This window comes from Priestia veravalensis (assembly GCF_001457055.1).
GTDB lineage: Bacteria > Bacillota > Bacilli > Bacillales > Bacillaceae_H > Priestia > Priestia flexa.
This window is the reverse complement of the sequence record NZ_KQ758634.1, coordinates 41,250-64,082: the sequence shown is the minus strand read 5'-3', so window position 1 is coordinate 64,082 and position 22,833 is coordinate 41,250. Positions and strand designations below refer to the sequence as shown.

The following is a 22,833-nucleotide window of genomic DNA, read 5'->3' as shown; positions in this document are numbered from 1 at the left end:
AACCGAATAATTCACGATAATCATCTTATTTCTGTTCTTAGTTTCACCTCGTTTAAATAGAATATGAACAAAAAAGAAAGAAAATATGTTGACTGAATGTTCATTCATTATATAAAATGAAGAAAAGTTCATTATTTTCTAAATTTTCATCAGGGAGAAGGAGGGAATTATGTGTCAGCTTTATTGTGGGCCAATTTAATTTTATTTCTAATTGTAACCGCTTACGCAGGGTCGTTGTTTATTTACTTAATTCGAACGAGGTTAATGTACATCCAATTAGGTAAGAAAGTGGAGTTTGATCAAAAACTAAAAGAAAGACTGAACAAAGTATGGGTAAATGTTTTTGGCCAAAAAAAATTATTAAAAGATAAGAAAAGTGGAATCATCCACGTTCTTTTTTTCTACGGATTTATTCTAGTTCAGTTCGGTGCGATTGATTTTATTTTAAAGGGGTTAGTTCCTGGAGCGCATCTGCCATTAGGTCCGCTATATCCAGGCTTTACATTCTTTCAAGAAATTATAACTGTCTTGATTTTAGTTGCGGTTATATGGGCTTTTCACCGCCGTTATGTTGAAAAGCTTGTTCGATTAAAAAGAGGGTTTAAATCAGGTTTGGTTCTTTTGTTTATCGGTAGCTTGATGCTTTCAGTACTAATTGGAAATGGGATGTCACTAATCTGGCACAACCATGACTTAGCGTGGACTGAGCCAATTGCATCATCCGTTGCCTTTCTTTTGAATGGAATTGGCGAAACCGCATCTATTGTCATCTTCTATGTAGCATGGTGGATTCACTTACTTGTTTTATTAGCATTTTTAGTTTACGTACCGCAGTCTAAGCATGCCCATTTAATTGCAGGTCCAGCGAACGTGTTTTTCAATCGCGTTTCTAAGCCAGGGAAGTTAGAGAAAATCGATTTTGAAGACGAGTCTCAAGAAACATTTGGTGTAGGGAAAATTGAAGATTTTACACAAAACCAACTCATCGACTTATATGCATGCGTAGAGTGTGGACGATGTACAAACATGTGTCCAGCGACTGGGACAGGGAAAATGCTTTCACCGATGGATTTAATTTTGAAACTACGCGATCACTTGACTGAAAAGGGTGCTGTCGTAACGTCCAGAGCGCCTTGGGTGCCTACGTATGCTTTTGCCAATACAAAAGGAAACCAGCTTGCGGTCATGGGAGCAAGCCAAAGCAGCAGCGAAGTAGCAGCTACTTTGGAATACAACCCGTCTTTAATAGGAGAAGTCATTACAGAGGAAGAGATTTGGGCGTGTACGACCTGTCGTAATTGTGAAGATCAGTGTCCAGTAATGAACGAACATGTGGATAAAATCATTGATCTTCGTCGCTTTTTAGTTTTAACAGAAGGGAAAATGGATCCGGATGCTCAAAGAGCGATGACGAACATCGAGCGTCAAGGAAATCCATGGGGATTAAATCGTAAAGAAAAAGAAACTTGGAGAGAAATGCGAGAAGATATTCATGTACCGACGGTTAAAGAAATGAAGAAGAGTGGAGAAGAATTTGAATATTTATTTTGGGTCGGTTCGATGGGAGCTTACGATAATCGAAGTCAAAAGATTGCGCTTGCTTTTGCAAAACTGCTAAATGAAGCAGGAGTTAAGTTTGCTATCTTAGGAAACAAAGAGAAAAACTCTGGAGATACGCCGCGTCGATTAGGAAACGAGTTCTTATTCCAAGAGTTAGCTTCTAAGAACATTGAGGAATTTGAAAAGAACGAAGTGAAAAAGATTGTCACGATTGATCCTCATGCATATAACATTTTCAAAAATGAATATCCAGACTTTGGGTTAGAAGCAGAAGTGTATCATCATACGGAGCTTTTAGCACAGCTTGTGAAAGAAGGAAAGTTAAAGCCCAACTTTCCAATTGAAGAAACCGTTACGTTTCATGATTCCTGCTATTTAGGCAGATATAACGAAGTATATGACCCGCCGCGTGAAATTTTAAAAGCAATTCCAGGAGTGAAAATGGTTGAGATGGCTCGAAATCGTGAAAGTGGAATGTGTTGTGGTGCAGGAGGAGGGCTCATGTGGGCAGAAGAGACCTCTGGTCAACGAATCAACGTCGCGCGTACAGAACAAGCCTTGGAAGTAAACCCAGGCATTATTAGCTCTGGCTGTCCGTACTGTTTAACGATGATTAGCGATGGTACAAAAGCGAAAGAAGTTGAAGAAAAAGTAGGAACATATGATGTAGCAGAGCTCTTAGAAAAATCAATTTTTGGCATAAACGAAGCAAAACAACCTGTATGATAAGGGAGTTTACTACAGAAGGATGAAGGTTTAAAGCCCCCAAATGCTACTAAAAGAACGGGGGCTACAACCTTGTAAGAGATAGAGATTTTGTTTGTCATCAAGTTGAGCAAACGTTCAATAGGAAAAGGGGGAGTTATAGATGAGGAGATCTGTCATTGTCAGTGCTGTGCGTACGCCTTTTGGTAAATTAGGAGGAGCTTTAAGCTCACTAACTGCCTCAGAGCTCGGTGGCCACGCTATAAAATCCGCGGTTCAGCATGCTGGTGTAGAAGCGGAAAACATTGATTCGGTTATTATGGGCTGTGTGCTTCAAGGGGGGCAAGGACAATTGCCATCTCGTCAAGCGTTGCATCATGCTGGTTTACCTTGGAGTGTGCAAACAGAAACGATTAACAAAGTATGTGCATCAGGAATGAGAAGCGTGATGTTAGCAGATCAGTATATTCGTTTAGGAGAAGCTTCAGCGGTTGTGGCCGGAGGAATGGAGTCTATGAGCAATGCACCATATCTGTTACCAAAAGCAAGATGGGGCTTTCGAATGGGAGATGGCCAAGCGAAAGATTTGATGATTCATGATGGCTTAACATGTAGCTTTACAGGAGTTCATATGGGGACTTACGGAAATCGATTGGCAAGTGAACTGAATATTTCCCGGGAAAAGCAAGATGAATGGGCATTGCGTAGTCATCAGCTGGCCGTTCAAGCTGAGAAAGAGGGGAAGTGGCAGGATGAGCTTGTGGCCATTGATGTAAAGATGCGTAAAGGAACAGAAGTAGTTAAGCAAGATGAAGGGCCTCGTCATGATACTTCATATGAGAGACTTAGCACACTGCGACCAGTATTCAATCATGACGGAACAATTACTGCGGGAAACGCACCTGGTGTAAATGATGGCGCAGCAGCTCTACTTGTAATGGACGAAGAAGAAGCAAAGAAAAATGGTTATCAACAAATGGCAACAATTGTAGGTCATACATCATTAGCTGTTGAGCCACAAAACTTCCCTATTACGCCAGGGTTAGTAATAGAGAAGTTGTTAAAGCGTTGCAATAAAACCGTTCAAGATATTGATTTATTTGAGATTAATGAGGCTTTTGCAGCCGTAGCGCTTATGAGTATGCAGGTAGCGAACTTACCCGCTGATAAAGTGAACGTAAACGGAGGAGCTATCGCACTTGGCCATCCAATTGGAGCAAGCGGAGCGAGGATTCTAGTTACTCTTATTCACGAACTAAAGCGCCGTGGGGGTGGCTTAGGAATTGCGGCAATTTGTAGTGGCGGTGGCCAAGGGGACGCTGTGATGGTAGAAGTACATTAAAAAGGGGAGAAGGTCATGGATATTAAGAACGTACTTGTAATCGGAGCAGGACAAATGGGACTAGGAATTGCTCAAGTTTTTATGACGTCAAATTACCACGTTTCACTTTACGATATGTCAGAAGAACAGATCAAAAAAGGAATCGCATTTATCGATAAGCAATTAAATCGTCAAGTAGAAAAAGCAGCTATGACAAAAGTTGAAAAGGATGAAGTTATGAATAGGCTTTATCCAATTTCGTCTCTTTCTAATGCAGCGCAAGTGGATTTAGTAGTGGAAGCCGTCGTGGAGAAAATGGAGGTTAAGCAATCACTCTTCAAAGAGCTAGATCAACTTATGCCACCTCATACAATCTTGGCTACCAATACATCTTCACTGCCTATTACAGAAATTGCAGCCGCAACGAGCCGACCTCAACAAGTCATTGGAATGCATTTTATGAACCCAGTACCTGTGATGAAGTTAGTTGAAATTATTCGAGGGTTAGCTACAAGCGATGAAGTGTATAAAGTGATTCACGAAACGTCTGAGCGCTTAAATAAAGTTCCCGTAGAAGTAGAAGATTTTCCTGGATTTGTATCAAACCGAATTTTGATGCCGATGGTTAATGAAGCCATTTATACGTTATATGAAGGTGTTGCAAGGAAAGAAGATATTGATGCAGTGATGAAGCTTGGCATGCGCCATCCAATGGGACCGCTGACGCTAGCTGATTTTATTGGCTTAGATACCTGTCTATTTATTATGGAAACACTTCACAAAGGATTTGGAGACGATAAATATCGACCGTGTCCGTTGCTAAGAAAATATGTAAAAGCAGGTTGGCTAGGAAAGAAAGTAGGCCGTGGCTTTTTTACATATGACAAGTAAGGAGTGGTGAGATGCTTGCTTTTACGGATAAACAGCTCAGCTTTCAACACCTCATTCGTAAATTTGTTGCGGATGAAGTGATAAAAGTGGTTCCAAAAATGGAAAACGGAGAGTTTCCAAAAGAGACCTTAAAAGTAATGGGAGATGCAGGCCTACTTGGGATTCCCATTCCAAAGGTTTACGGTGGTCAAGAGCTCGATTTTATTTCATATACCATGACAATTCATGAAATATCCAAAGTAAGCCCTGCTTTAGGCGTTATTTTATCCGTTCATACGTCCGTTGGTACTAATCCAATCCTTCGTTTTGGAACGGATGAACAAAAGCAGAAGTATGTCACGAAATTATCCCGAGGAATATATTTAGGCGCTTTTGCTTTAACCGAACCAAATGCAGGATCTGATGCATCTAGTCTAAAAACAAATGCTGAGAAACAAGGAAACCACTATATTGTAAACGGTTCCAAAGTTTTTATTACAAACGGCGGAGAAGCAGATACGTACATTATGTTTGCAAAAACTAACAGCAGCTTAGGTTCCAAAGGAATCACGGCTTTTATTGTAGAGAAAAATATGGTTGGGTTTCACGTTGGAAAAGATGAAAAGAAGATGGGCTTGCATGGATCTCGTACTGTGCAGTTGCACTTTGAAAATATGAAAGTACCAGTTTCTAATCGCCTTGGGAATGAGGGAGAGGGCTTTAAGATTGCGATGGCCAACTTAGATGCAGGGAGAATTGGCATTGCAGCGCAGTCCCTGGGAATTGCAGAAGGAGCCCTTTATGAAGCGAACAAAAATATAGTATTCACGGAAGAAAAGGAGAGTATTCTTCAACAAGGAAAGCTTGCTGATATGGAAACTCAAGTGGAAGCAGCTCGGCTACTCGTTTATCGCGCAGCTTATTTATATCAGCAAGGCATGAAGTGTACAAAACAAGCTTCAATGGCAAAGCTTTTTGCTTCGCAAGCTGCAATGAATCTTACGACGGAAGCCATTCAACTTATTGGAGTTGGAGCAGTGATACAAGGAAATGTTGTAGAACGTTTATTCCGAGATGCAAAGGTATGTGAAATTTATGAGGGAACAAGTGAAATTCAGCGTATCGTAATCAGTAAATCTTTATAAACTGGGGGAGTTTAACATGTATTTTAAACTATCAGAAGAGCATGAAATGATTCGTAAAATGGTTCGAGATTTTGCTAAGAATGAGGTAGGACCTACAGCTGAAGAGCGAGATGAAGAAGAGCGTTTTGACCGAGAGATTTTTCGAAAGATGAGTGAGTTGGGATTAACTGGCATTCCGTGGCCTGAAGAGTATGGGGGAATTGGAAGTGACTATTTAGCGTATTGCATAGCTGTTGAGGAGCTATCACGCGTATGTGCATCAACAGGGGTGACATTGTCAGCCCATACATCTCTTGCTGGGTGGCCAATCTTTAAGTTCGGGAGCGAAGAGCAAAAGCATAAGTACTTAAAGCCCATGGCGCAAGGAGAAAAAATAGGTGCTTACGGACTTACTGAGTCGAGTGCAGGATCTGATGCGGGAGGCATGAAAACGACCGCTGTAAAAGAAGGCGATTTCTATGTATTAAACGGCTCGAAAATCTTTATTACAAACGGTGGAGAAGCGGATATTTATGTCGTATTTGCCCGCACAAATCCAGAAGAAAAACAAAAAGGAACGAGCGCATTCATTGTGGAGAAGGATATGGAAGGATTCTCTGTTGGAAAGAAAGAAAAGAAGCTAGGCATTCGTTCATCGCCCACAACGGAAATTATTTTTGAGAACTGCCGAGTGCCAAAAGAGAACCTACTGGGTAAGGAAGGAGACGGCTTTAAAATTGCCATGATGACGTTGGATGGTGGTCGAAACGGTATTGCTGCTCAAGCGGTAGGGATTGCTCAAGGAGCTCTAGACGCAGCAGTTGCGTACGCAAAAGAGCGTCACCAGTTTGGTAAACCAATTATTGCACAGCAGGGAATTGCGTTTAAGTTAGCTGATATGGCAACCAGTATTGAGGCATCACGCTTATTGACGTATCAAGCAGCTTGGCTAGAAGGAGAGGGGCTACCTTACGGAAAAGAATCAGCCATGTCGAAACTCTATGCAGGTGATACTGCTATGAAAGTCACGACAGAAGCTGTTCAAGTATTTGGTGGATACGGATATACAAAGGATTATCCAGTTGAGCGATATATGCGTGATGCGAAGATTACCCAAATTTATGAAGGGACTCAAGAGATTCAGCGTTTAGTTATTTCTCGTTACCTTTCAAAATAAAGAGCGGAGAAGGTGGATGTTAATGAGCAAAAGGGAAGTGCTTACCTCTATTAAGGATGAGCGGTTAATTGAAGAAAGACGGACGCAGATGGTAAAAGGCGCAGTTAGTCTTTTTAAAGAAAAAGGTTTTCATCGAACGACCACGAGAGAAATCGCAAAATCATCAGGTTTTAGTATCGGTACGCTTTATGAATACATCCAGTCAAAAGAAGATGTTCTTTATTTAGTTTGCGACAGCATTTATGAAGAGGTAAGAGAGCGCTTAGAAGAAGAGATGCACCTTGAAGGCTATACGGTTCAATGCTTAGAAAAGGCAATTACGCATTATTTTAAGGTTATTAACGAACTTCAAGATGAAGTCCTTGTTATGTACCAAGAAGCAAAATCATTATCAAAGGATGCTCTTCCTTATGTATTAAAGAAAGAGCTTGAGATGGTGGGCATGTTTGAGACATTAATTCGTGGTTGCATCCAAAGCGAGCAATTCCTTCTAGATGACAAAGAGATAAAGCTGCTATCCCATCATATTTTTGTCCAGGGGCAGATGTGGGCATTTAGACGTTGGTGGCTGCAGCAACACTATACGCTGGAAGAATACACAAACATACAGCTGAAGTTTTTGCTAAAAGATTTTTCAGTCCAATCTGTTTAATGGGGAGGCATTATTATAATGGAGCAAAAGAAAAGAGTACGTTTTGTAACGGCGGCTAGCTTATTCGATGGCCATGATGCGTCCATTAATATCATGAGGCGTATTTTGCAATCGTTAGGAGTGGAAGTCATTCACTTAGGCCATAACCGATCTGTTGAAGAGATTGTGAACGCGGCCATACAGGAGGATGTTCAGGGAATTGCTGTTTCGTCATACCAAGGAGGTCACGTCGAGTACTTTAAATATATGTATGATTTGCTAAAAGAGAAAGGCGCTTCCCACATTCGTATTTATGGAGGAGGTGGTGGGGTTATCATTCCAAGCGAAAGAGAAGAGCTTCACCATTACGGAATTGCTAAAATTTTCTCTCCAGAGGATGGGCGCTTAATGGGGCTGCAAGGCATGATTCAATATATGGTAGATGAGTGCCAGAAGATAGTTTTGCCTGAAATACCTTCGGTCGATCGGTTGGAAAAAATCAACCATCAAGCCATTGCTCAGTATATTACAGTGGTTGAGAACGCGCTTTTAAATGGGGCTATGCAAGAACAAGCGGCAACCCTAGAAGCTATTAAAAGAGATTTAAAACAGGCGTCCAATATTCCTGTTCTAGGTATAACAGGAACAGGAGGAGCTGGTAAAAGTTCTTTAACGGACGAATTAATTCGTCGCTTTTTAGAAGAAAATGAATCCCTTCATATTGCCGTATTATCAATTGATCCAACCAAGCAAAAAACAGGAGGAGCGCTGTTAGGAGATCGAATTCGAATGAACAGCGTTTCATCCAATCGAGTTTATATGAGAAGCTTGGCAACACGTTCTTCTAAACATGAGCTATCAGCAGCTATTAAAGATGCAGTTGATATTGTAACGGCAGCTGGTTTCGACATGGTTATTGTCGAAACGAGTGGTATTGGGCAAGCGGATGCGGAAATTAAAAATCTGGCCAACGTATCCATGTACGTCATGACGAGTGAGTTTGGTGCCCCATCGCAGCTTGAAAAGATTGAGATGCTTGATTATGCCGATTTTGTTGTTATTAATAAATTTGAGAAAAAAGGGTCTGAGGATGCGAAGCGCCAAGTTCAAAAGCAATACCAGCGCAACCATGAACGTTTTGAAGACTCACTAGATGATATGCCTGTTTATGGCACAATTGCAAGTCAATTTAACGACCCAGGAACAAATCATTTATATAATGAGTTGATTCGTACGATTAATCAACAGTTCAATATTCAGCTTAAGCCAACCCTATCTACAGATGAAAAACAGTCACATACCATTATTCCTCCAGATAAACAGCAGTATTTACAGGAGATTGTAAATACAGTGCGAGATTACCATAACTATGCAAAACAGCAAGGGGATTTTGCGCATAAAACTCAGCAAGTAAAAGACGTTATCAATAAGGTCAAACATAAAGACAGTCAGCATGAACTGAAGGGACTCTTGCAAAACTATGAAAATCAGCTATCCAAAGAATCAAAAGAGAAGTTAGAAAGGTGGGCAGACTTAAAGAATGATTATCGTCAGCCCATCTTAAGGACATATGTGCGAGGAAAAGAAATCAAAACAGATTTACAAATTGAGACATTGTCAGGGTTAAAAATTCCAAAGGTAGCGTTGCCTACATTTCGAGATGATGGAGATATCTTACATTGGTTATACCGAGAGAACGTTCCAGGTGAATTTCCATTTACAGCAGGAGTTTTTCCATTTAAGCGAAAAGGTGAAGACCCGAAACGACAATTTGCCGGAGAAGGCACACCAGAAAGAACGAACCGTCGCTTTCATTATTTGTCCAAAGATGATGATGCGAAGCGTTTAAGCACGGCTTTTGATTCGGTGACGCTATACGGTGAAAATCCAGCGGAACGGCCTGATATTTTCGGTAAAATTGGTGAAAGTGGCGTTAGCGTATGTACATTAGATGATATGAAAAAGTTGTATGAAGGCTTTGATTTATGTGCACCTTCTACATCTGTTTCCATGACCATTAACGGGCCGGCTCCTATTATATTAGCGATGTTCATGAACGTAGCGATTGCTCAGCAAGTGAATAAAAGGGAGACAGAACTAAAGCGCCAGCTGAGTCTAGAAGAATATGAAACGGTGAAAAGCAAGGCGTTGAGTACAGTTAGAGGAACTGTCCAAGCAGATATTTTAAAAGAAGATCAAGGGCAGAATACATGCATTTTCTCTACAGAGTTTGCGTTGAAGATGATAGGGGATATCCAAGAGTATTTTACGAAGCATCATGTGCGTAACTACTATTCTGTATCTATTTCTGGCTATCATATTGCAGAGGCAGGAGCTAATCCAATTTCTCAACTTGCGTTTACGCTTGCTAACGGATTTACGTATGTCGAGTACTACTTAAGTCGCGGCATGAATATTAATGATTTTGCACCGAATCTTTCCTTCTTTTTCAGCAATGGACTTGATCCAGAATATACGGTAATTGGTCGCGTAGCTCGTCGTATTTGGGCTATTGTTATGCGTGATAAATATGGAGCAAACGAACGGAGTCAAAAGTTAAAGTACCATGTACAAACGTCTGGTCGCTCACTTCATGCTCAAGAGATTCAGTTTAACGACATTCGTACAACATTACAGGCATTAATGGCTCTTCACGATAATTGTAATTCCCTGCACACGAACGCGTATGATGAAGCTATTACAACACCTACGGAAGAGTCGGTGCGCCGTGCGATGGCTATTCAATTAATTATTACGAAAGAAAATGGATTGACAAAGAATGAAAACCCGCTTCAAGGCTCTTTTATTGTAGAAGAGTTAACAGATTTAGTAGAGGAAGCGGTTTTACAAGAGTTTGAACGTATCAACACACGAGGTGGAGTGTTAGGTGCTATGGAGCTACAATATCAGCGTGGCAAAATTCAAGATGAGTCAATGGAATATGAAATGAGAAAGCATAATGGTTCTTTGCCAATCGTTGGAGTAAATACGTACCGTAACCCCAATGAGCAAGGTGATACAAATGTTAATGATATGCAGCTTGCTCGTGCATCTTGGGAAGAAAAGAACTATCAAATTGAGCAGTTAAAAGCGTTTCAAGAAAAACATGCTAACAATGTAAAGCCAGCGCTTGAAAGGTTAAAAAAAGCTGCCAACAACGGAGAAAACATTTTCGCAGAGCTCATGAATACCGTCCAGTTTGCAAGTTTGGGTGAAATTACACAGGCGCTTTATAAATGTGGTGGACAGTATCGTCGAAATATGTAAATCGGTTTAGAAACAGAAACTATTAGCCATATGGCGCTAGTAGTTTCTGTTTCATTTTGCAATTTCCAAGAGATTTTTAGAATCGAGGCTAGCATAAATGTATTGAATTTGTTTATAATGAATGGTATGTATTTATTCGTGTCCATCATTTGAACTTATGATGAATTGATTTAATAGATTTTAGATATACATAGAAAGGGCGTGTCACCTTTGAGTTTAGAAAAGTACTCAAAAGAAGAATTAAAAGAGATGTCAATGATCGAAATTGCGTATGCGCTGTTAAGTGAGAAAACAGACCGTCAAGCTATTTCATTTCAAGAAATTATTGATGAAATCGTAAAAGCAACAGAGATGTCAGATACAGAATTAAAGTCAAGAATTGCGCAGTTCTATACAGATATTAATATCGATGGTCGATTCCTAACGGTTGGTGAAAACTATTGGGGGTTAAGGGGTTGGTATCCTTTTGATCAGGCAGAAGAAGATATTGTGCCAGCAGCTAAGCCGAAGAAGAAGAAAGCGAAAAAAGCTGTTGTAGACGAGCTGGATGATTTTGATGATTTAGAAGAAGAAGATCTAGATTTCGATGATCTTGATGAATTAGCTGAAGAAGATGACGGTGATTTTGAAGATTTAGATGAAGAAGATGTTATTGAAGAAGAGGAAGAAGACTTTGACGATTTAGATGAAGATCTAGATGAAGAAGAAGCAGATGAAGAAGCCGAAGAAGACCTTGAGTATGAGGATGAAAAATAATCTATCATAATGGTTCTTGACTTTTGTCATTGAAATATGTAGAATCTTTTTTGGGCTCTTTAAACGAGTATTTAAGAAGTTTAAACATATTATATAGAACATTGCTCCCAATCCTGTTATGGCATTGGGAGCAATTTTTTTTTTAAAACTTGGCACCTTGGAGCTAGAAACCATACAGGCTCATCTTGCTGTCGAGTTTTTGCTTTTTCGTACTGAACAGTTGAATTCTTATTCTTCTTCAATAAGCATTCCCAATAATGCTTTTAATAATTTCATGCATGATGATGAATGAATTGTGATTGTTTATGTAAAAACTTTTAGTATTGTACACTTTAACAAATTTAGAGGGGGAAGACCAAATGACAAAATATATTTTCGTAACAGGTGGCGTTGTATCTTCTTTGGGGAAAGGGATCACTGCTGCTTCTCTAGGTAGACTATTAAAAAATCGTGGATTAAACGTAACTATTCAAAAGTTCGATCCATACATTAACGTAGACCCAGGAACAATGAGCCCATACCAACATGGTGAAGTATTCGTTACGGATGATGGTGCAGAAACAGATTTAGATTTAGGGCACTATGAGCGTTTTATCGATATTAACTTAAATCGCTATAGTAACGTAACAACAGGGAAAGTTTACTCAACTGTATTGAAAAAAGAGCGTCGCGGTGACTACTTAGGTGGAACAGTTCAGGTAATCCCTCATATTACAAATGAAATTAAAGAAAAAGTATTCCGTGCAGGTAAAGAGACAAACGCAGACGTTGTTATTACGGAAATCGGAGGAACGGTAGGAGATATCGAATCTCTGCCATTCTTAGAAGCTATTCGTCAAATTAAAAGCGATATCGGTCGCGATAATGTAATGTACATTCATTGTACATTAGTGCCATACTTAAAGGCTGCAGGCGAGATGAAAACAAAGCCAACACAGCATAGCGTTAAAGAACTTCGTAGTTTAGGAATTCAACCAAACGTTATTGTTGTACGTACAGAAATGCCAATTTCTGAAGATATGAAAGAAAAGCTAGCTCTATTCTGTGATATCGATAAAAAAGCAGTTATTGAATGTGCAGATGCGGAGACATTATACGAAATTCCACTATCGCTACAAGACCAGCACTTAGATCAAATCACGTGCGATCACTTAAAATTAGATTGTAAAGAAGCCGATATGACGGAGTGGAAAGAGCTTGTAGCTAAAGTAAAAGGCTTATCTAAAACAACGAAAATTGCTCTTGTTGGTAAATATGTAGAGCTTCAAGATGCTTACATCTCAGTTGTTGAAGCAATGCGCCATGCTGGTTATGCATTTGATGCAGATGTAAACATTCAATGGGTTAACTCAGAGCACGTTACGCAAGAAAACGTAAGTGAACTATTAGGTAATGTTGACGGTATCTTAGTACCAGGTGGATTTGGTGACCGCGGTATCGAAGGTAAGATTGTAGCTACTCAATATGCTCGTGAGCAAAAAGTTCCATTCTTAGGTATTTGCTTAGGTATGCAACTTGCATCTGTAGAGTTTGCTCGCAACGTATTAGGTTTAGACGGAGCGCACTCTGCTGAAATTGCTCCAAGCACAAACTATCCAATCATTGACCTATTACCAGAACAAAAGGATGTTGAAGATTTAGGTGGAACACTTCGCTTAGGATTGTATCCTTGTAAGTTAACAGAAGGTACATTAGCTCATCAAGCATACCAAGATGAAGTTGTTTACGAGCGTCATCGTCACCGTTACGAGTTCAACAACGAATACCGTCAAGAGATGGAGAAGAAAGGCTTTATCTTCTCAGGTACAAGCCCAGACGGTCGTTTAGTGGAAATCGTTGAGTTAAAAGACCATCCATGGTTCTTAGCAGCTCAATTCCACCCAGAGTTCACGTCTCGTCCAAATCGTCCACAACCTCTATTTAGAGAATTTATTCGTGCATCAATTGAATTAGGACAACAACAATAAAAAACAACAAAAAAGACGCTGTGACAGACAGCGTCTTTTTTGTTGTTACTCATTTTCATCCATGATTTCTTTTAATGTAAAGGATAAGCCATAATACGCATAAAGAGTAGTCATAAGAGCTGGAAATCCAAAGCGTTCCCCGCTATCATCAGGGATAAGTGGCTGTAAAAGATACGTATTAATATGCACATCTGCTAGTTCATGAATACTTTCACCTTGAACCTCTTTGGGAATAGCTCCAATGCTAACAAACGGAATTCCTTGTTCCAGTAGAGTATGTGCTACTTGAACTGCTTTTTCGTCTGTAGAAAACCTTGTAACAATGAGTACTCGATCTACGGATGTTAAGCTGCTAATGTCATTGAGCTCTAGAGATTTTGCATGAGCTAACGGCTCTGCACTCTGCGTCGCTTCGTACATCACGGCTTGCATTTCATTTACTCCATAAATATAAATGTTTCCTTCTCCAATGGCTGCTTGAGCTAAAATACGAGCACCATCTTCCAAGTTGAATTCTTCTTTTTCGCCTATGCGTTTAAAATAGCTAGACAATTGTGTTGTGAAAATTTTAAGCATGATAAAGTCACCTTTCTCTTTCTCAAGAGTGTTTGCTAATCATTATATCGAAAAAATATATCCATATTCTAGTGTAAAACAAGTTATAATAAAAAAGTATGGAAAAACAAAGTAAGAATAATGACTAAAATTCCTGTATTTTGTAAGATTTCCTTAAATGAGCAGGGATTTGTCGCTTTATAACGAAATACATATGTTAGTTTTGTCTCAACAAGAGGCTGTATAGAAGGTGGGATTATGTTGACTGAAAAAATCTTAATTGTAGATGACCAGTACGGAATTCGTATTTTACTAACAGAAGTATTGCAAAAGGAAGGGTATCAAACTTTTCAAGCAGCGAATGGGTTTCAAGCGATTGACATTGCAAAAGAACAACAACTTGATCTTGTCTTGCTCGATATGAAGATTCCAGGGATGGACGGAATTGAAATTTTAAAACGATTAAAAGGGTATGATAAGACAATAAAAGTAATTATAATGACTGCTTATGGTGAATTAGATATGATCCAAGAAGCAAAAGATTTAGGTGCGTTAACGCATTTTGCAAAACCGTTTGATATTGATGAAATTAGACAGGTTGTTAGGGAATATATACCATTAAAGTCTAAGTAAGTGCTTACAATTAGGCGTGTTTCTAAGAAATTTTCAATATTAACCTAAAAATCTTGCTGTTTTGTTTTTAAGTTGGTATCCTAATTACTGTATTAATCATTCGACAACATATTGTGTGCAGATACACCGCATTTCTACATGGAATGTCAGATTCAAGAGCATACTACTTTAGGTAGGCTTTTGGTTAGTATCTAACTCACATAGATTATTAAGGAGGATTTCAACATGCCTTTAGTATCAATGAAAGACATGCTTATCAAAGCAAAAGAGGAAGGCTACGCAGTAGGCCAATTTAACCTAAACAACTTAGAGTTCACTCAAGCTATCTTAAAAGCAGCTCAAGAAGAAAACTCTCCAGTTATCCTAGGTGTATCTGAAGGTGCAGCACGTTACATGGGCGGTTTCAAAACTGTAGTATCAATGGTTAAAGGTTTAATCGAAGACTACAACGTAACAGTGCCAGTTGCAATTCACTTAGACCATGGTTCAAGCTTTGAATCATGTGCAAAAGCAATTCATGCAGGATTCACTTCTGTAATGATTGATGCTTCTCACCACCCATTTGAAGAAAACATTGCAACTACTGCTAAAGTAGTTGAACTAGCACACTTCCACGGTGTATCTGTAGAAGCTGAGTTAGGAACTGTTGGTGGACAAGAAGATGACGTAATCGCTGATGGTGTTATCTACGCTGATGCAAAAGAGTGTGAAGAGCTTGTTAAACGTACAGGTATCGACTGCCTTGCTCCAGCATTAGGTTCAGTTCATGGTCCTTACAAAGGTGAGCCAAACTTAGGTTTTGCTGAAATGGAAGAAATCGGTCAAATTACTGGTTTACCATTAGTATTACACGGTGGTACTGGTATCCCAACAAAAGACATTCAAAAAGCTGTTTCTTTAGGAACTGCTAAAATTAACGTAAATACAGAAAACCAAATTGCTTCAGCTAAAGCTGTACGCGAAGTACTAGCTGCGCAACCTGAGCAATATGACCCACGTAAATATTTAGGACCGGCTCGCGATGCAATTCAAGCGACAGTTCAAGGGAAAATGCGTGAGTTTGGTTCTTCAAACAAAGCATAATTACCATTCCACATTAAGTGATTAATGATGAGATGGTGCAAAGCCGCCTTGCTCAATAGTTGTAAGGCGGCTTTATTTTAATTATAATTTTCATATAATTAAGAAAAAAGGGGATAGGACAGATGAAATTTTTCATTGATACAGCTAACTTGTCAGAAATAAAGGAAGCGCATTCATTAGGGGTTATTGCTGGTGTTACAACAAATCCAAGTTTGGTAGCAAAAGAGAATATCACATTTGAAGATCGTCTTCGTGAGATTACAGAGCTAGTTGAAGGGTCAGTGAGCGCCGAAGTCATTTCTTTAGATGCAGAAGGAATGATTCGAGAAGGTAAAGAGTTAGCGGCCCTTGCACCAAATATTACGATTAAAGTACCGATGACTCCTGATGGTCTAAAAGCAGTAAACGAATTTACGAGTCTTGGAATCAAAACCAACGTCACGCTTATCTTTTCTGCTAATCAAGCATTATTAGCTGCAAGAGCTGGTGCAACATATGTTTCACCATTTTTAGGTCGCCTTGATGACATTGGATTTAATGGTATGAACTTAATTTCAGATATTGCAGAGATTTTTGCTATTCACGATATTCCAACTGAAATCATTGCTGCTTCTATTCGTCACCCAATGCATGTAACGGAGGCTGCTAAGCAAGGAGCTCATATTGCAACAATTCCTTATAAAGTAATTATGCAGCTTTTCAAGCATCCTTTAACGGAAGCAGGAATCGAACAGTTTCTAGCAGATTGGGAAAAACGACAAAAATAATGTAAATAAGATGGTATGGCATTTGCGAATAAATTGAGTAAATGCCATATTTTCTTTAAAATTGTCGAAATTATACATGATTTTTGGATTTTCGTGTACACTAGTAGATAAGAGGAAAAATACAAGTAGTCTACATAGTGGTAGTTCCAATTTTTTCCTTAACTACAGAGTCGAAAACTTTCTTTCGCTGGAAGGGAGCTATAAATGGAAAAGCTGAAAATACAAGGTGGCTTTACTCTAAGTGGAACAGTTCGTGTAAGCGGTGCTAAAAATAGCGCTGTGGCGCTGATTCCAGCTACGATTTTAGCGGAGTCACCTGTTACAATAGAGGGGCTACCTCGTATATCAGATGTTGAATTGCTGAGTGATTTAATTGAAGAAATTGGTGGCACTGTCACAAGTGATAATGAAGAATTAACGGTAAACCCAACTCATATGACGGCCATGCCTTTACCAAGTGGAAAGGTAAAAAAGCTGCGTGCTTCTTATTATTTGATGGGAGCAATGTTAGGACGTTTTAAAAAAGCTGTTGTTGGTCTTCCAGGCGGCTGTTATTTGGGACCGCGTCCAATTGATCAGCATATTAAAGGTTTTGAGGCACTAGGTGCTACTGTTACAAATGAACAAGGTGCTATTTATTTACGTGCTGAAGAATTAAGAGGAGCTCGTATTTATTTAGACGTGGTAAGCGTTGGTGCAACCATTAATATCATGCTAGCTGCTGTCAGAGCAAAGGGACGTACTGTTATTGAGAATGCAGCTAAAGAACCTGAGATTATTGATGTTGCGACGTTGCTAACGAGTATGGGAGCAAAAATTAAGGGTGCTGGAACAGACGTTATCCGCATTGATGGCGTAGATACTTTACATGGATGCCGTCATTCAATCATTCCAGATCGTATTGAGGCGGGCACTTACATGGTAATGGGTGCTAGTATGGGGAAAGAAGTGATTGTGGATAATGTGATTCCACAGCACTTGGAATCTTTGACAGCTAAAATGAGAGAAATGGGTATTCATATTGAAACAAGCTCAGACCAAATTTTGGTTGCTACAAGAGAATTATTAAAGCCTGTAGACATCAAAACATTGGTTTATCCAGGATTCCCAACAGATTTGCAGCAACCTTTCACTACTTTATTAACAAAAGCATCTGGTACAAGTGTAGTAACAGATACAATTTATGGAGCTCGTTTTAAGCATATTGATGAGCTAAGACGTATGAATGCTTCGGTTAAAGTAGAGGGTCGCTCTGCAATTATTAATGGGCCAATACAGTTGCAAGGTGCTCGTGTTAAGGCTTCTGATTTACGAGCAGGAGCAGCTCTAGTAACAGCTGGTTTAATGGCTAAAGGAATTACTGAAGTTACCGGATTAGAACATATTGATCGAGGATATAGTCACCTCGTGGACAAACTATCAAGTTTAGGCGCAATGATTTGGCGAGAAGAAATGACTGAAGAAGAAATTGAACAATTCCAAAATTCTTAATCACAAATTTTCTCATCATGTCATCTACTAGACATTACGTGAATTTCGTCTATAATAGAGTAAGTTGAAAATCAGTGAGGGAAATCCCTCACTGATTATTTATTCGTTATAAATAATAAATCGGTGTGTGCAATGTATTTGTAGCTATCATTTCTTATTTAATATGAATTGAAAAGGTTTTCAGTAGAAGCTAGTAAACTATAACATGTTTTTTTGTTGAACGCTATGCGTCAAAAAAAGATTGATTAAAAAGATAGAAAAAGGTTAGAATATAAGTTGCTACATTAAACAATTCGTGGTTTTTGCCACTTCGTTATGAAAGTAACCTGTTTTTTCTTCTAATAAGTGTATAATTATAATTGATTCTACTTATGTATACTTCTAGATTACCTTCTCCATCTTTAACACATTGTTCCGACCGTATCATTTTCTAATAGATAGTAACTTAATATGGAAGGAAACTCAAAAATTATTCATTAAAAGCGTGGTGTCCTAATGAACTTAACATTATCCAGTTTAGAAAATATGAAATTAAAAGAGCTATATGAACATGCGAAAGCATATAAAGTTTCTTATTATAGCAAGCTAACGAAAAAAGAACTTGTTTTTGCAATTTTAAAAGCACAGGCAGAGCAAGACGGTCTGCTTTTCATGGAAGGTGTCCTTGAAATTATTCAATCGGAAGGGTTTGGGTTTTTAAGACCAATCAACTATTCTCCAAGCTCTGAGGATATTTATATTTCCGCGTCTCAAATTCGCCGTTTTGATTTACGAAACGGAGATAAAGTATCTGGTAAAGTTCGTCCCCCTAAAGAAAACGAGCGTTACTATGGCTTACTACATGTAGAAGCAGTTAATGGTGAAGATCCAGAGACATCAAAAGAACGCGTGCATTTCCCAGCGTTAACGCCTATTTATCCAAATGAGCAAATGCGTTTGGAAACACAGCCTAGAAGTTTCTCAACTCGAATTATTGACCTTATCTCACCGATTGGTTTTGGTCAAAGGGGATTAATTGTTGCACCACCTAAAGCTGGTAAAACAATGCTTCTAAAAGAAATTGCAAACAGTATTACAACAAATCATCCAGAAGCAGAGCTCATTGTTCTCTTAATCGATGAGCGTCCTGAAGAAGTAACAGATATTGAAAGATCTGTTGATGGGGATGTTGTAAGTTCAACGTTTGATGAGGTACCAGAAAACCATATTAAAGTCGCTGAGCTTGTGCTCGAGCGTGCAATGAGATTAGTGGAGCATAAAAAAGACGTTGTCATTTTAATGGATAGTATCACTCGTCTAGCTCGTGCTTATAACCTTGTTATTCCGCCAAGTGGAAGAACATTGTCAGGTGGTATTGACCCAGCTGCTTTCCATCGTCCAAAGCGATTCTTTGGTGCTGCCAGAAACATTGAAGATGGCGGAAGCTTAACAATTCTTGCAACAGCTTTAATTGATACAGGCTCTCGTATGGACGATGTAATCTATGAAGAGTTTAAAGGAACTGGAAATATGGAGCTTCACCTTGATCGTTCACTTGCGGAAAAACGTATTTTCCCGGCAATTGATATTCGTCGTTCAGGTACACGTAAAGAGGAGCTTCTTATTCCAAAGGAGCAGCTTGATCATTTATGGGCTATTCGTAAGTCAATGGCTGATGCGCCTGATTTTGCTGAAAAGTTCTTAAAGCGTCTTCGTCAAACAAAATCAAATGAAGAGTTTTTTGCTTTGTTAACTGAAGAGAAGAAAGCTCTATTAGCTAATAAACGATAACAGAAAACATATGTAATTGGTTTTATAAAGATTTTAAATGAAGTGTCAGTTGATGGAAAAAGATGTTTTGAATAGGTGGTTGCAAAACGAAACAACCCTTGTTATAATTTCATCATGTGTGTTGATAAGATACACGATGGTGCGATTATGCTCATCATTTTTTCTTATCAATAAACTCTGTTTCAGAATGATTCAGGGCGGAAGGAGATGAAAAGAATGAAAACAGGAATTCATCCAAAGTACAACAAAATCATGGTGAAATGCAGCTGTGGTAATGAGTTTGAAACTGGTTCTGTAAAAGAAGAGATGCGCGTTGAGACTTGTTCACAATGTCACCCATTCTATACGGGCCGTCAAAAATTCGCTGAAGCTGGTGGCCGTGTTGATCGTTTCAACAAAAAATACGGTCTTAAATAATCAAGATTGTCGAAGCAAACAGGCAAGTAGCTTATCTCTTGCCTGTTTTTTTACTTTTAAAAATACTGAATAAGTAAAATATTTCCACTTTGGGTGGAGAAATCTTTTTATATACATGTTCTACATAATTAAAGGTAGACTAGATAAAGTTAGTAGCGGTTCGCTCATAATGGAGTGATAGGAAGGGAGAGTCCCGCATGGTGTACGTAATGAAACAAAGCGGTTGGATTGAAGTAATTTGTGGAAGTATGTTCTCAGGGAAATCAGAAGAATTAATTCGTCGTGTTCGTCGCACGCAGTTTGCTAAGCAAAATGTGCAGGTGTTTAAGCCAGCAATCGATGATCGATATAGTGAAGAAGCGGTTGTATCACATAATGGAACATCAGTTATTGCCCATCCTATATCTATTTCTACTGACATTTTAGATATAGTTAGCGAAGCTACAGATGTAGTGGCAATCGATGAGATTCAATTCTTTGATAATCAAATTGTTGAAGTTGTACAAGCTCTTGCAGATAAAGGGTTTCGTGTCATTGTAGCAGGACTTGATCAAGACTTTCGTGGTGAGCCTTTTGGACATGTACCTCAGCTGATGGCAATAGCTGAATCGGTTACAAAACTGCAAGCTGTTTGTGCATCATGTGGATCTCCAGCAAGTCGTACTCAACGTTTAATTAATGGAGAGCCAGCTTCTTATGATGATCCCATTATACTAGTGGGCGCATCAGAATCTTACGAACCTCGCTGTCGCCATTGTCATGTGGTGAAAAGTTCAAAAGCAGCAAGTAACTTTCAAGAACTAACCAAATAAAAAAGAGACTGGGACATAAGTAGTTCAGCCTCTACTATACCTGAACTATTGAGAGTTCATAACTTTTAATCGTTCAGGTTTTTTTGGTTGATTGTGAAAACAATGTTGGAAACAGGCTGGAATGGAGCGTAGGACACTCGACTCCTGCGGGAAAGAGACGGAAAACTGAGATCCCGCAGCGCAGCGAGGAAGCTCAGGTTCCTCCCCGCGGAAAGCGAGTGACCGTAGCGCAATGGAACGAAGGTGTTGAGACAAATCAAAGAGATGGGAACAGCTAGTGTTTGTCTTTTAGAAGCAATCATTTTGTTATGTCCCAAACTCTTTTTTTTATGGAACTGGATGAAAAGGGAGGAATGTGGAAAACTAACAAGATAGGAGGGGATAGTATGAAACACTTAATTGCAATACTGTTTACCGCTTTTCTTTTAGCCGCATGTAACCAAGGAGACCAGCCCCAAGACACTCAATCAAAAAAAGAGCGAGCTGAGCTTGAAAATTATGAAGAATTTACGGATCAAAACCCTAATTTTTTAAATACAACCAATGAACAAACTGCAGTAAAAGATGATGCTACCAAAATTGAAGAAATTATTAACGTCAAAACTCCTTATAAGGCTGGAAATATTGTTATTAGTGGAAAAGATGCGTGGGTGACAGTATACGTTGGAAAAGAATATAGCGCTCGAGAGAAAAACAAGATTATAAAAGATCTCAATGAGGTTTTATATGAAGGTTTGCCTAGACTTCAATTTCATGTAAACGTCAAGCCATAATCCTTGGTAAAACTCACTTTGTTTTGACTGAATCCATGAGCTATACTATAATTAGAACGTTATGGATAAAAAATGAGGTGAATGACGTGTTTGATCGTTTAGAAGCCGTGGAGGCACGCTATGAGAAGTTGAATGAGCTTCTTAGCGACCCTGAAATCGTAAATGACCCATCTAAATTAAGAGAGTATTCAAAAGAACAATCAGATATACAAGAAACCGTTACGTGTTATCGAGAGTATAAAGAAGTAAAAGAGCAGCTGCAAGATGCAAAAGCAATGCTCGAAGAAAAGCTTGATGCTGATATGCGTGAGATGGTTAAAGAAGAAATTCAAGAGCTAGAGCCGCAAGCAGAAGAATTAGAAGATAAACTTCGCATTCTGTTAATCCCGAAAGATCCAAACGATGACAAAAACGTTATTATGGAGGTTCGTGGTGCTGCAGGAGGCGATGAGGCAGCCTTATTTGCGGGTAACCTATACCGCATGTACTCACGCTTTGCCGAGGCTCAAGGCTGGAAAATTGACGTAATGGAAGCTAATACAACAGGTGTTGGTGGATATAAAGAAATTATTTTCATGATTAACGGTAAAGGTGCTTATTCAAAAATGAAGTTTGAAAACGGCGCACACCGTGTTCAACGTGTACCTGAAACGGAATCAGGTGGACGTATTCATACTTCAACAGCAACAGTTGCATGTCTACCGGAAGCTGAAGAGGTAGAGGTAGAAATTCATGAAAAAGATATTCGTGTTGATACGTTCGCATCTAGTGGACCAGGTGGACAAAGCGTAAATACAACCATGTCAGCTGTTCGTTTAACGCATTTACCTACGGGAACAGTTGTATCGTGTCAAGATGAAAAGTCACAGATTAAGAATAAAGAAAAAGCAATGAAGGTATTACGTGCACGTGTTTATGATAAGTTCCAGCAGGAAGCCCAAGCTGAATACGATGCAAATCGTAAGCAAGCAGTAGGTTCTGGGGATCGTTCAGAGCGTATTCGTACGTATAACTTCCCTCAAAACCGTGTAACGGATCATCGTATTGGTTTAACAATTCAAAAGCTTGATCAAATTCTAGAAGGTAAGCTAGATGAAATCATTGATGCATTAATCATGGAAGATCAAGCGAGAAGAATGGAAGATTCGAATTAA

At 39.1% G+C, this 22,833-nt stretch carries 20 protein-coding genes; 19 read left to right on the top strand and 1 reads right to left on the bottom strand.

Annotated elements, in window-relative coordinates; genetic code table 11:
- Nucleotides 1-171: 171 nt before the first annotated feature.
- From AS180_RS05855 to AS180_RS05815, 9 genes are all read left to right on the top strand, one after another.
- Nucleotides 172-2,286, top strand: a complete 2,115-nt coding sequence (locus AS180_RS05855) for a 4Fe-4S dicluster domain-containing protein (RefSeq protein WP_025908723.1) — start codon at nucleotides 172-174, stop codon at nucleotides 2,284-2,286.
- 142 nt (nucleotides 2,287-2,428) lie between these two features.
- Nucleotides 2,429-3,607 (top strand): acetyl-CoA C-acetyltransferase, encoded by a 1,179-nt coding sequence (locus tag AS180_RS05850; RefSeq protein ID WP_025908724.1) that lies wholly within the window; start codon nucleotides 2,429-2,431, stop codon nucleotides 3,605-3,607.
- 15 nt (nucleotides 3,608-3,622) lie between these two features.
- Nucleotides 3,623-4,477 (top strand): 3-hydroxybutyryl-CoA dehydrogenase, encoded by an 855-nt coding sequence (locus AS180_RS05845; protein ID WP_025908725.1) that lies wholly within the window; start codon nucleotides 3,623-3,625, stop codon nucleotides 4,475-4,477.
- 11 nt (nucleotides 4,478-4,488) lie between these two features.
- Entirely contained in the window at nucleotides 4,489-5,601 is a 1,113-nt protein-coding gene (locus tag AS180_RS05840; RefSeq protein ID WP_062686537.1) for an acyl-CoA dehydrogenase family protein, read from the top strand.
- Between the two features lie 16 nt (nucleotides 5,602-5,617).
- Nucleotides 5,618-6,757 (top strand): acyl-CoA dehydrogenase, encoded by a 1,140-nt coding sequence (locus AS180_RS05835; RefSeq protein WP_025908727.1) that lies wholly within the window; start codon nucleotides 5,618-5,620, stop codon nucleotides 6,755-6,757.
- A gap of 22 nt (nucleotides 6,758-6,779) precedes the next feature.
- The gene (locus AS180_RS05830; RefSeq protein ID WP_025908728.1) at nucleotides 6,780-7,409 is read left to right on the top strand and encodes a TetR/AcrR family transcriptional regulator; all 630 of its coding nucleotides are present in this window, start codon (nucleotides 6,780-6,782) and stop codon (nucleotides 7,407-7,409) included.
- 18 nt (nucleotides 7,410-7,427) lie between these two features.
- Nucleotides 7,428-10,655 (top strand): fused isobutyryl-CoA mutase/GTPase IcmF, encoded by a 3,228-nt coding sequence (icmF, locus tag AS180_RS05825; protein WP_062686536.1) that lies wholly within the window; start codon nucleotides 7,428-7,430, stop codon nucleotides 10,653-10,655.
- A gap of 210 nt (nucleotides 10,656-10,865) precedes the next feature.
- On the top strand, nucleotides 10,866-11,411 hold the full coding sequence (rpoE, locus tag AS180_RS05820; protein ID WP_025908730.1) for a DNA-directed RNA polymerase subunit delta: 546 nt from the start codon (nucleotides 10,866-10,868) through the stop codon (nucleotides 11,409-11,411).
- Nucleotides 11,412-11,770: 359 nt separating this feature from the next.
- Nucleotides 11,771-13,378: a CTP synthase gene (locus AS180_RS05815; RefSeq protein ID WP_025908731.1), complete on the top strand. Its 1,608-nt coding sequence runs from the start codon at nucleotides 11,771-11,773 to the stop codon at nucleotides 13,376-13,378.
- Between the two features lie 45 nt (nucleotides 13,379-13,423).
- On the opposite strand, the gene AS180_RS05810 is transcribed toward AS180_RS05815, so the two are convergent.
- Nucleotides 13,424-13,954, bottom strand: a complete 531-nt coding sequence (locus AS180_RS05810; protein WP_025908732.1) for a DUF2529 domain-containing protein — start codon at nucleotides 13,952-13,954, stop codon at nucleotides 13,424-13,426.
- A gap of 237 nt (nucleotides 13,955-14,191) precedes the next feature.
- Here AS180_RS05810 and AS180_RS05805 point away from each other — a divergent pair, with 237 nt between their 5' ends.
- The 10 genes from AS180_RS05805 to prfA all read left to right on the top strand — a co-directional run bounded on the left by AS180_RS05805 (nucleotide 14,192) and on the right by prfA (nucleotide 22,833).
- Nucleotides 14,192-14,566 (top strand): response regulator, encoded by a 375-nt coding sequence (locus AS180_RS05805; protein ID WP_090752722.1) that lies wholly within the window; start codon nucleotides 14,192-14,194, stop codon nucleotides 14,564-14,566.
- A 225-nt stretch (nucleotides 14,567-14,791) separates the two neighbouring features.
- Nucleotides 14,792-15,649 carry a class II fructose-bisphosphate aldolase gene (locus tag AS180_RS05800; protein ID WP_025908734.1) on the top strand — a complete coding sequence of 286 codons (858 nt, stop codon included), beginning with the start codon at nucleotides 14,792-14,794 and terminating at the stop codon, nucleotides 15,647-15,649.
- 122 nt (nucleotides 15,650-15,771) lie between these two features.
- Nucleotides 15,772-16,416 carry a fructose-6-phosphate aldolase gene (gene fsa, locus AS180_RS05795; protein WP_025908735.1) on the top strand — a complete coding sequence of 215 codons (645 nt, stop codon included), beginning with the start codon at nucleotides 15,772-15,774 and terminating at the stop codon, nucleotides 16,414-16,416.
- 204 nt (nucleotides 16,417-16,620) lie between these two features.
- Entirely contained in the window at nucleotides 16,621-17,907 is a 1,287-nt protein-coding gene (locus tag AS180_RS05790) for a UDP-N-acetylglucosamine 1-carboxyvinyltransferase (RefSeq protein ID WP_025908736.1), read from the top strand.
- 495 nt (nucleotides 17,908-18,402) lie between these two features.
- On the top strand, nucleotides 18,403-19,677 hold the full coding sequence (gene rho, locus AS180_RS05785) for a transcription termination factor Rho (protein ID WP_025908737.1): 1,275 nt from the start codon (nucleotides 18,403-18,405) through the stop codon (nucleotides 19,675-19,677).
- A 216-nt stretch (nucleotides 19,678-19,893) separates the two neighbouring features.
- On the top strand, nucleotides 19,894-20,094 hold the full coding sequence (gene rpmE, locus AS180_RS05780; RefSeq protein ID WP_025908738.1) for a 50S ribosomal protein L31: 201 nt from the start codon (nucleotides 19,894-19,896) through the stop codon (nucleotides 20,092-20,094).
- A gap of 200 nt (nucleotides 20,095-20,294) precedes the next feature.
- Nucleotides 20,295-20,906 (top strand): thymidine kinase, encoded by a 612-nt coding sequence (locus AS180_RS05775; RefSeq protein WP_025908739.1) that lies wholly within the window; start codon nucleotides 20,295-20,297, stop codon nucleotides 20,904-20,906.
- A gap of 83 nt (nucleotides 20,907-20,989) precedes the next feature.
- Entirely contained in the window at nucleotides 20,990-21,184 is a 195-nt protein-coding gene (locus AS180_RS22330; protein ID WP_139109156.1) for a hypothetical protein, read from the top strand.
- 108 nt (nucleotides 21,185-21,292) lie between these two features.
- Entirely contained in the window at nucleotides 21,293-21,679 is a 387-nt protein-coding gene (locus AS180_RS05770) for a hypothetical protein (RefSeq protein WP_025908740.1), read from the top strand.
- Between the two features lie 86 nt (nucleotides 21,680-21,765).
- Nucleotides 21,766-22,833, top strand: coding sequence for a peptide chain release factor 1 (prfA, locus tag AS180_RS05765; RefSeq protein WP_025908741.1), 1,068 nt, complete (start codon nucleotides 21,766-21,768; stop codon nucleotides 22,831-22,833).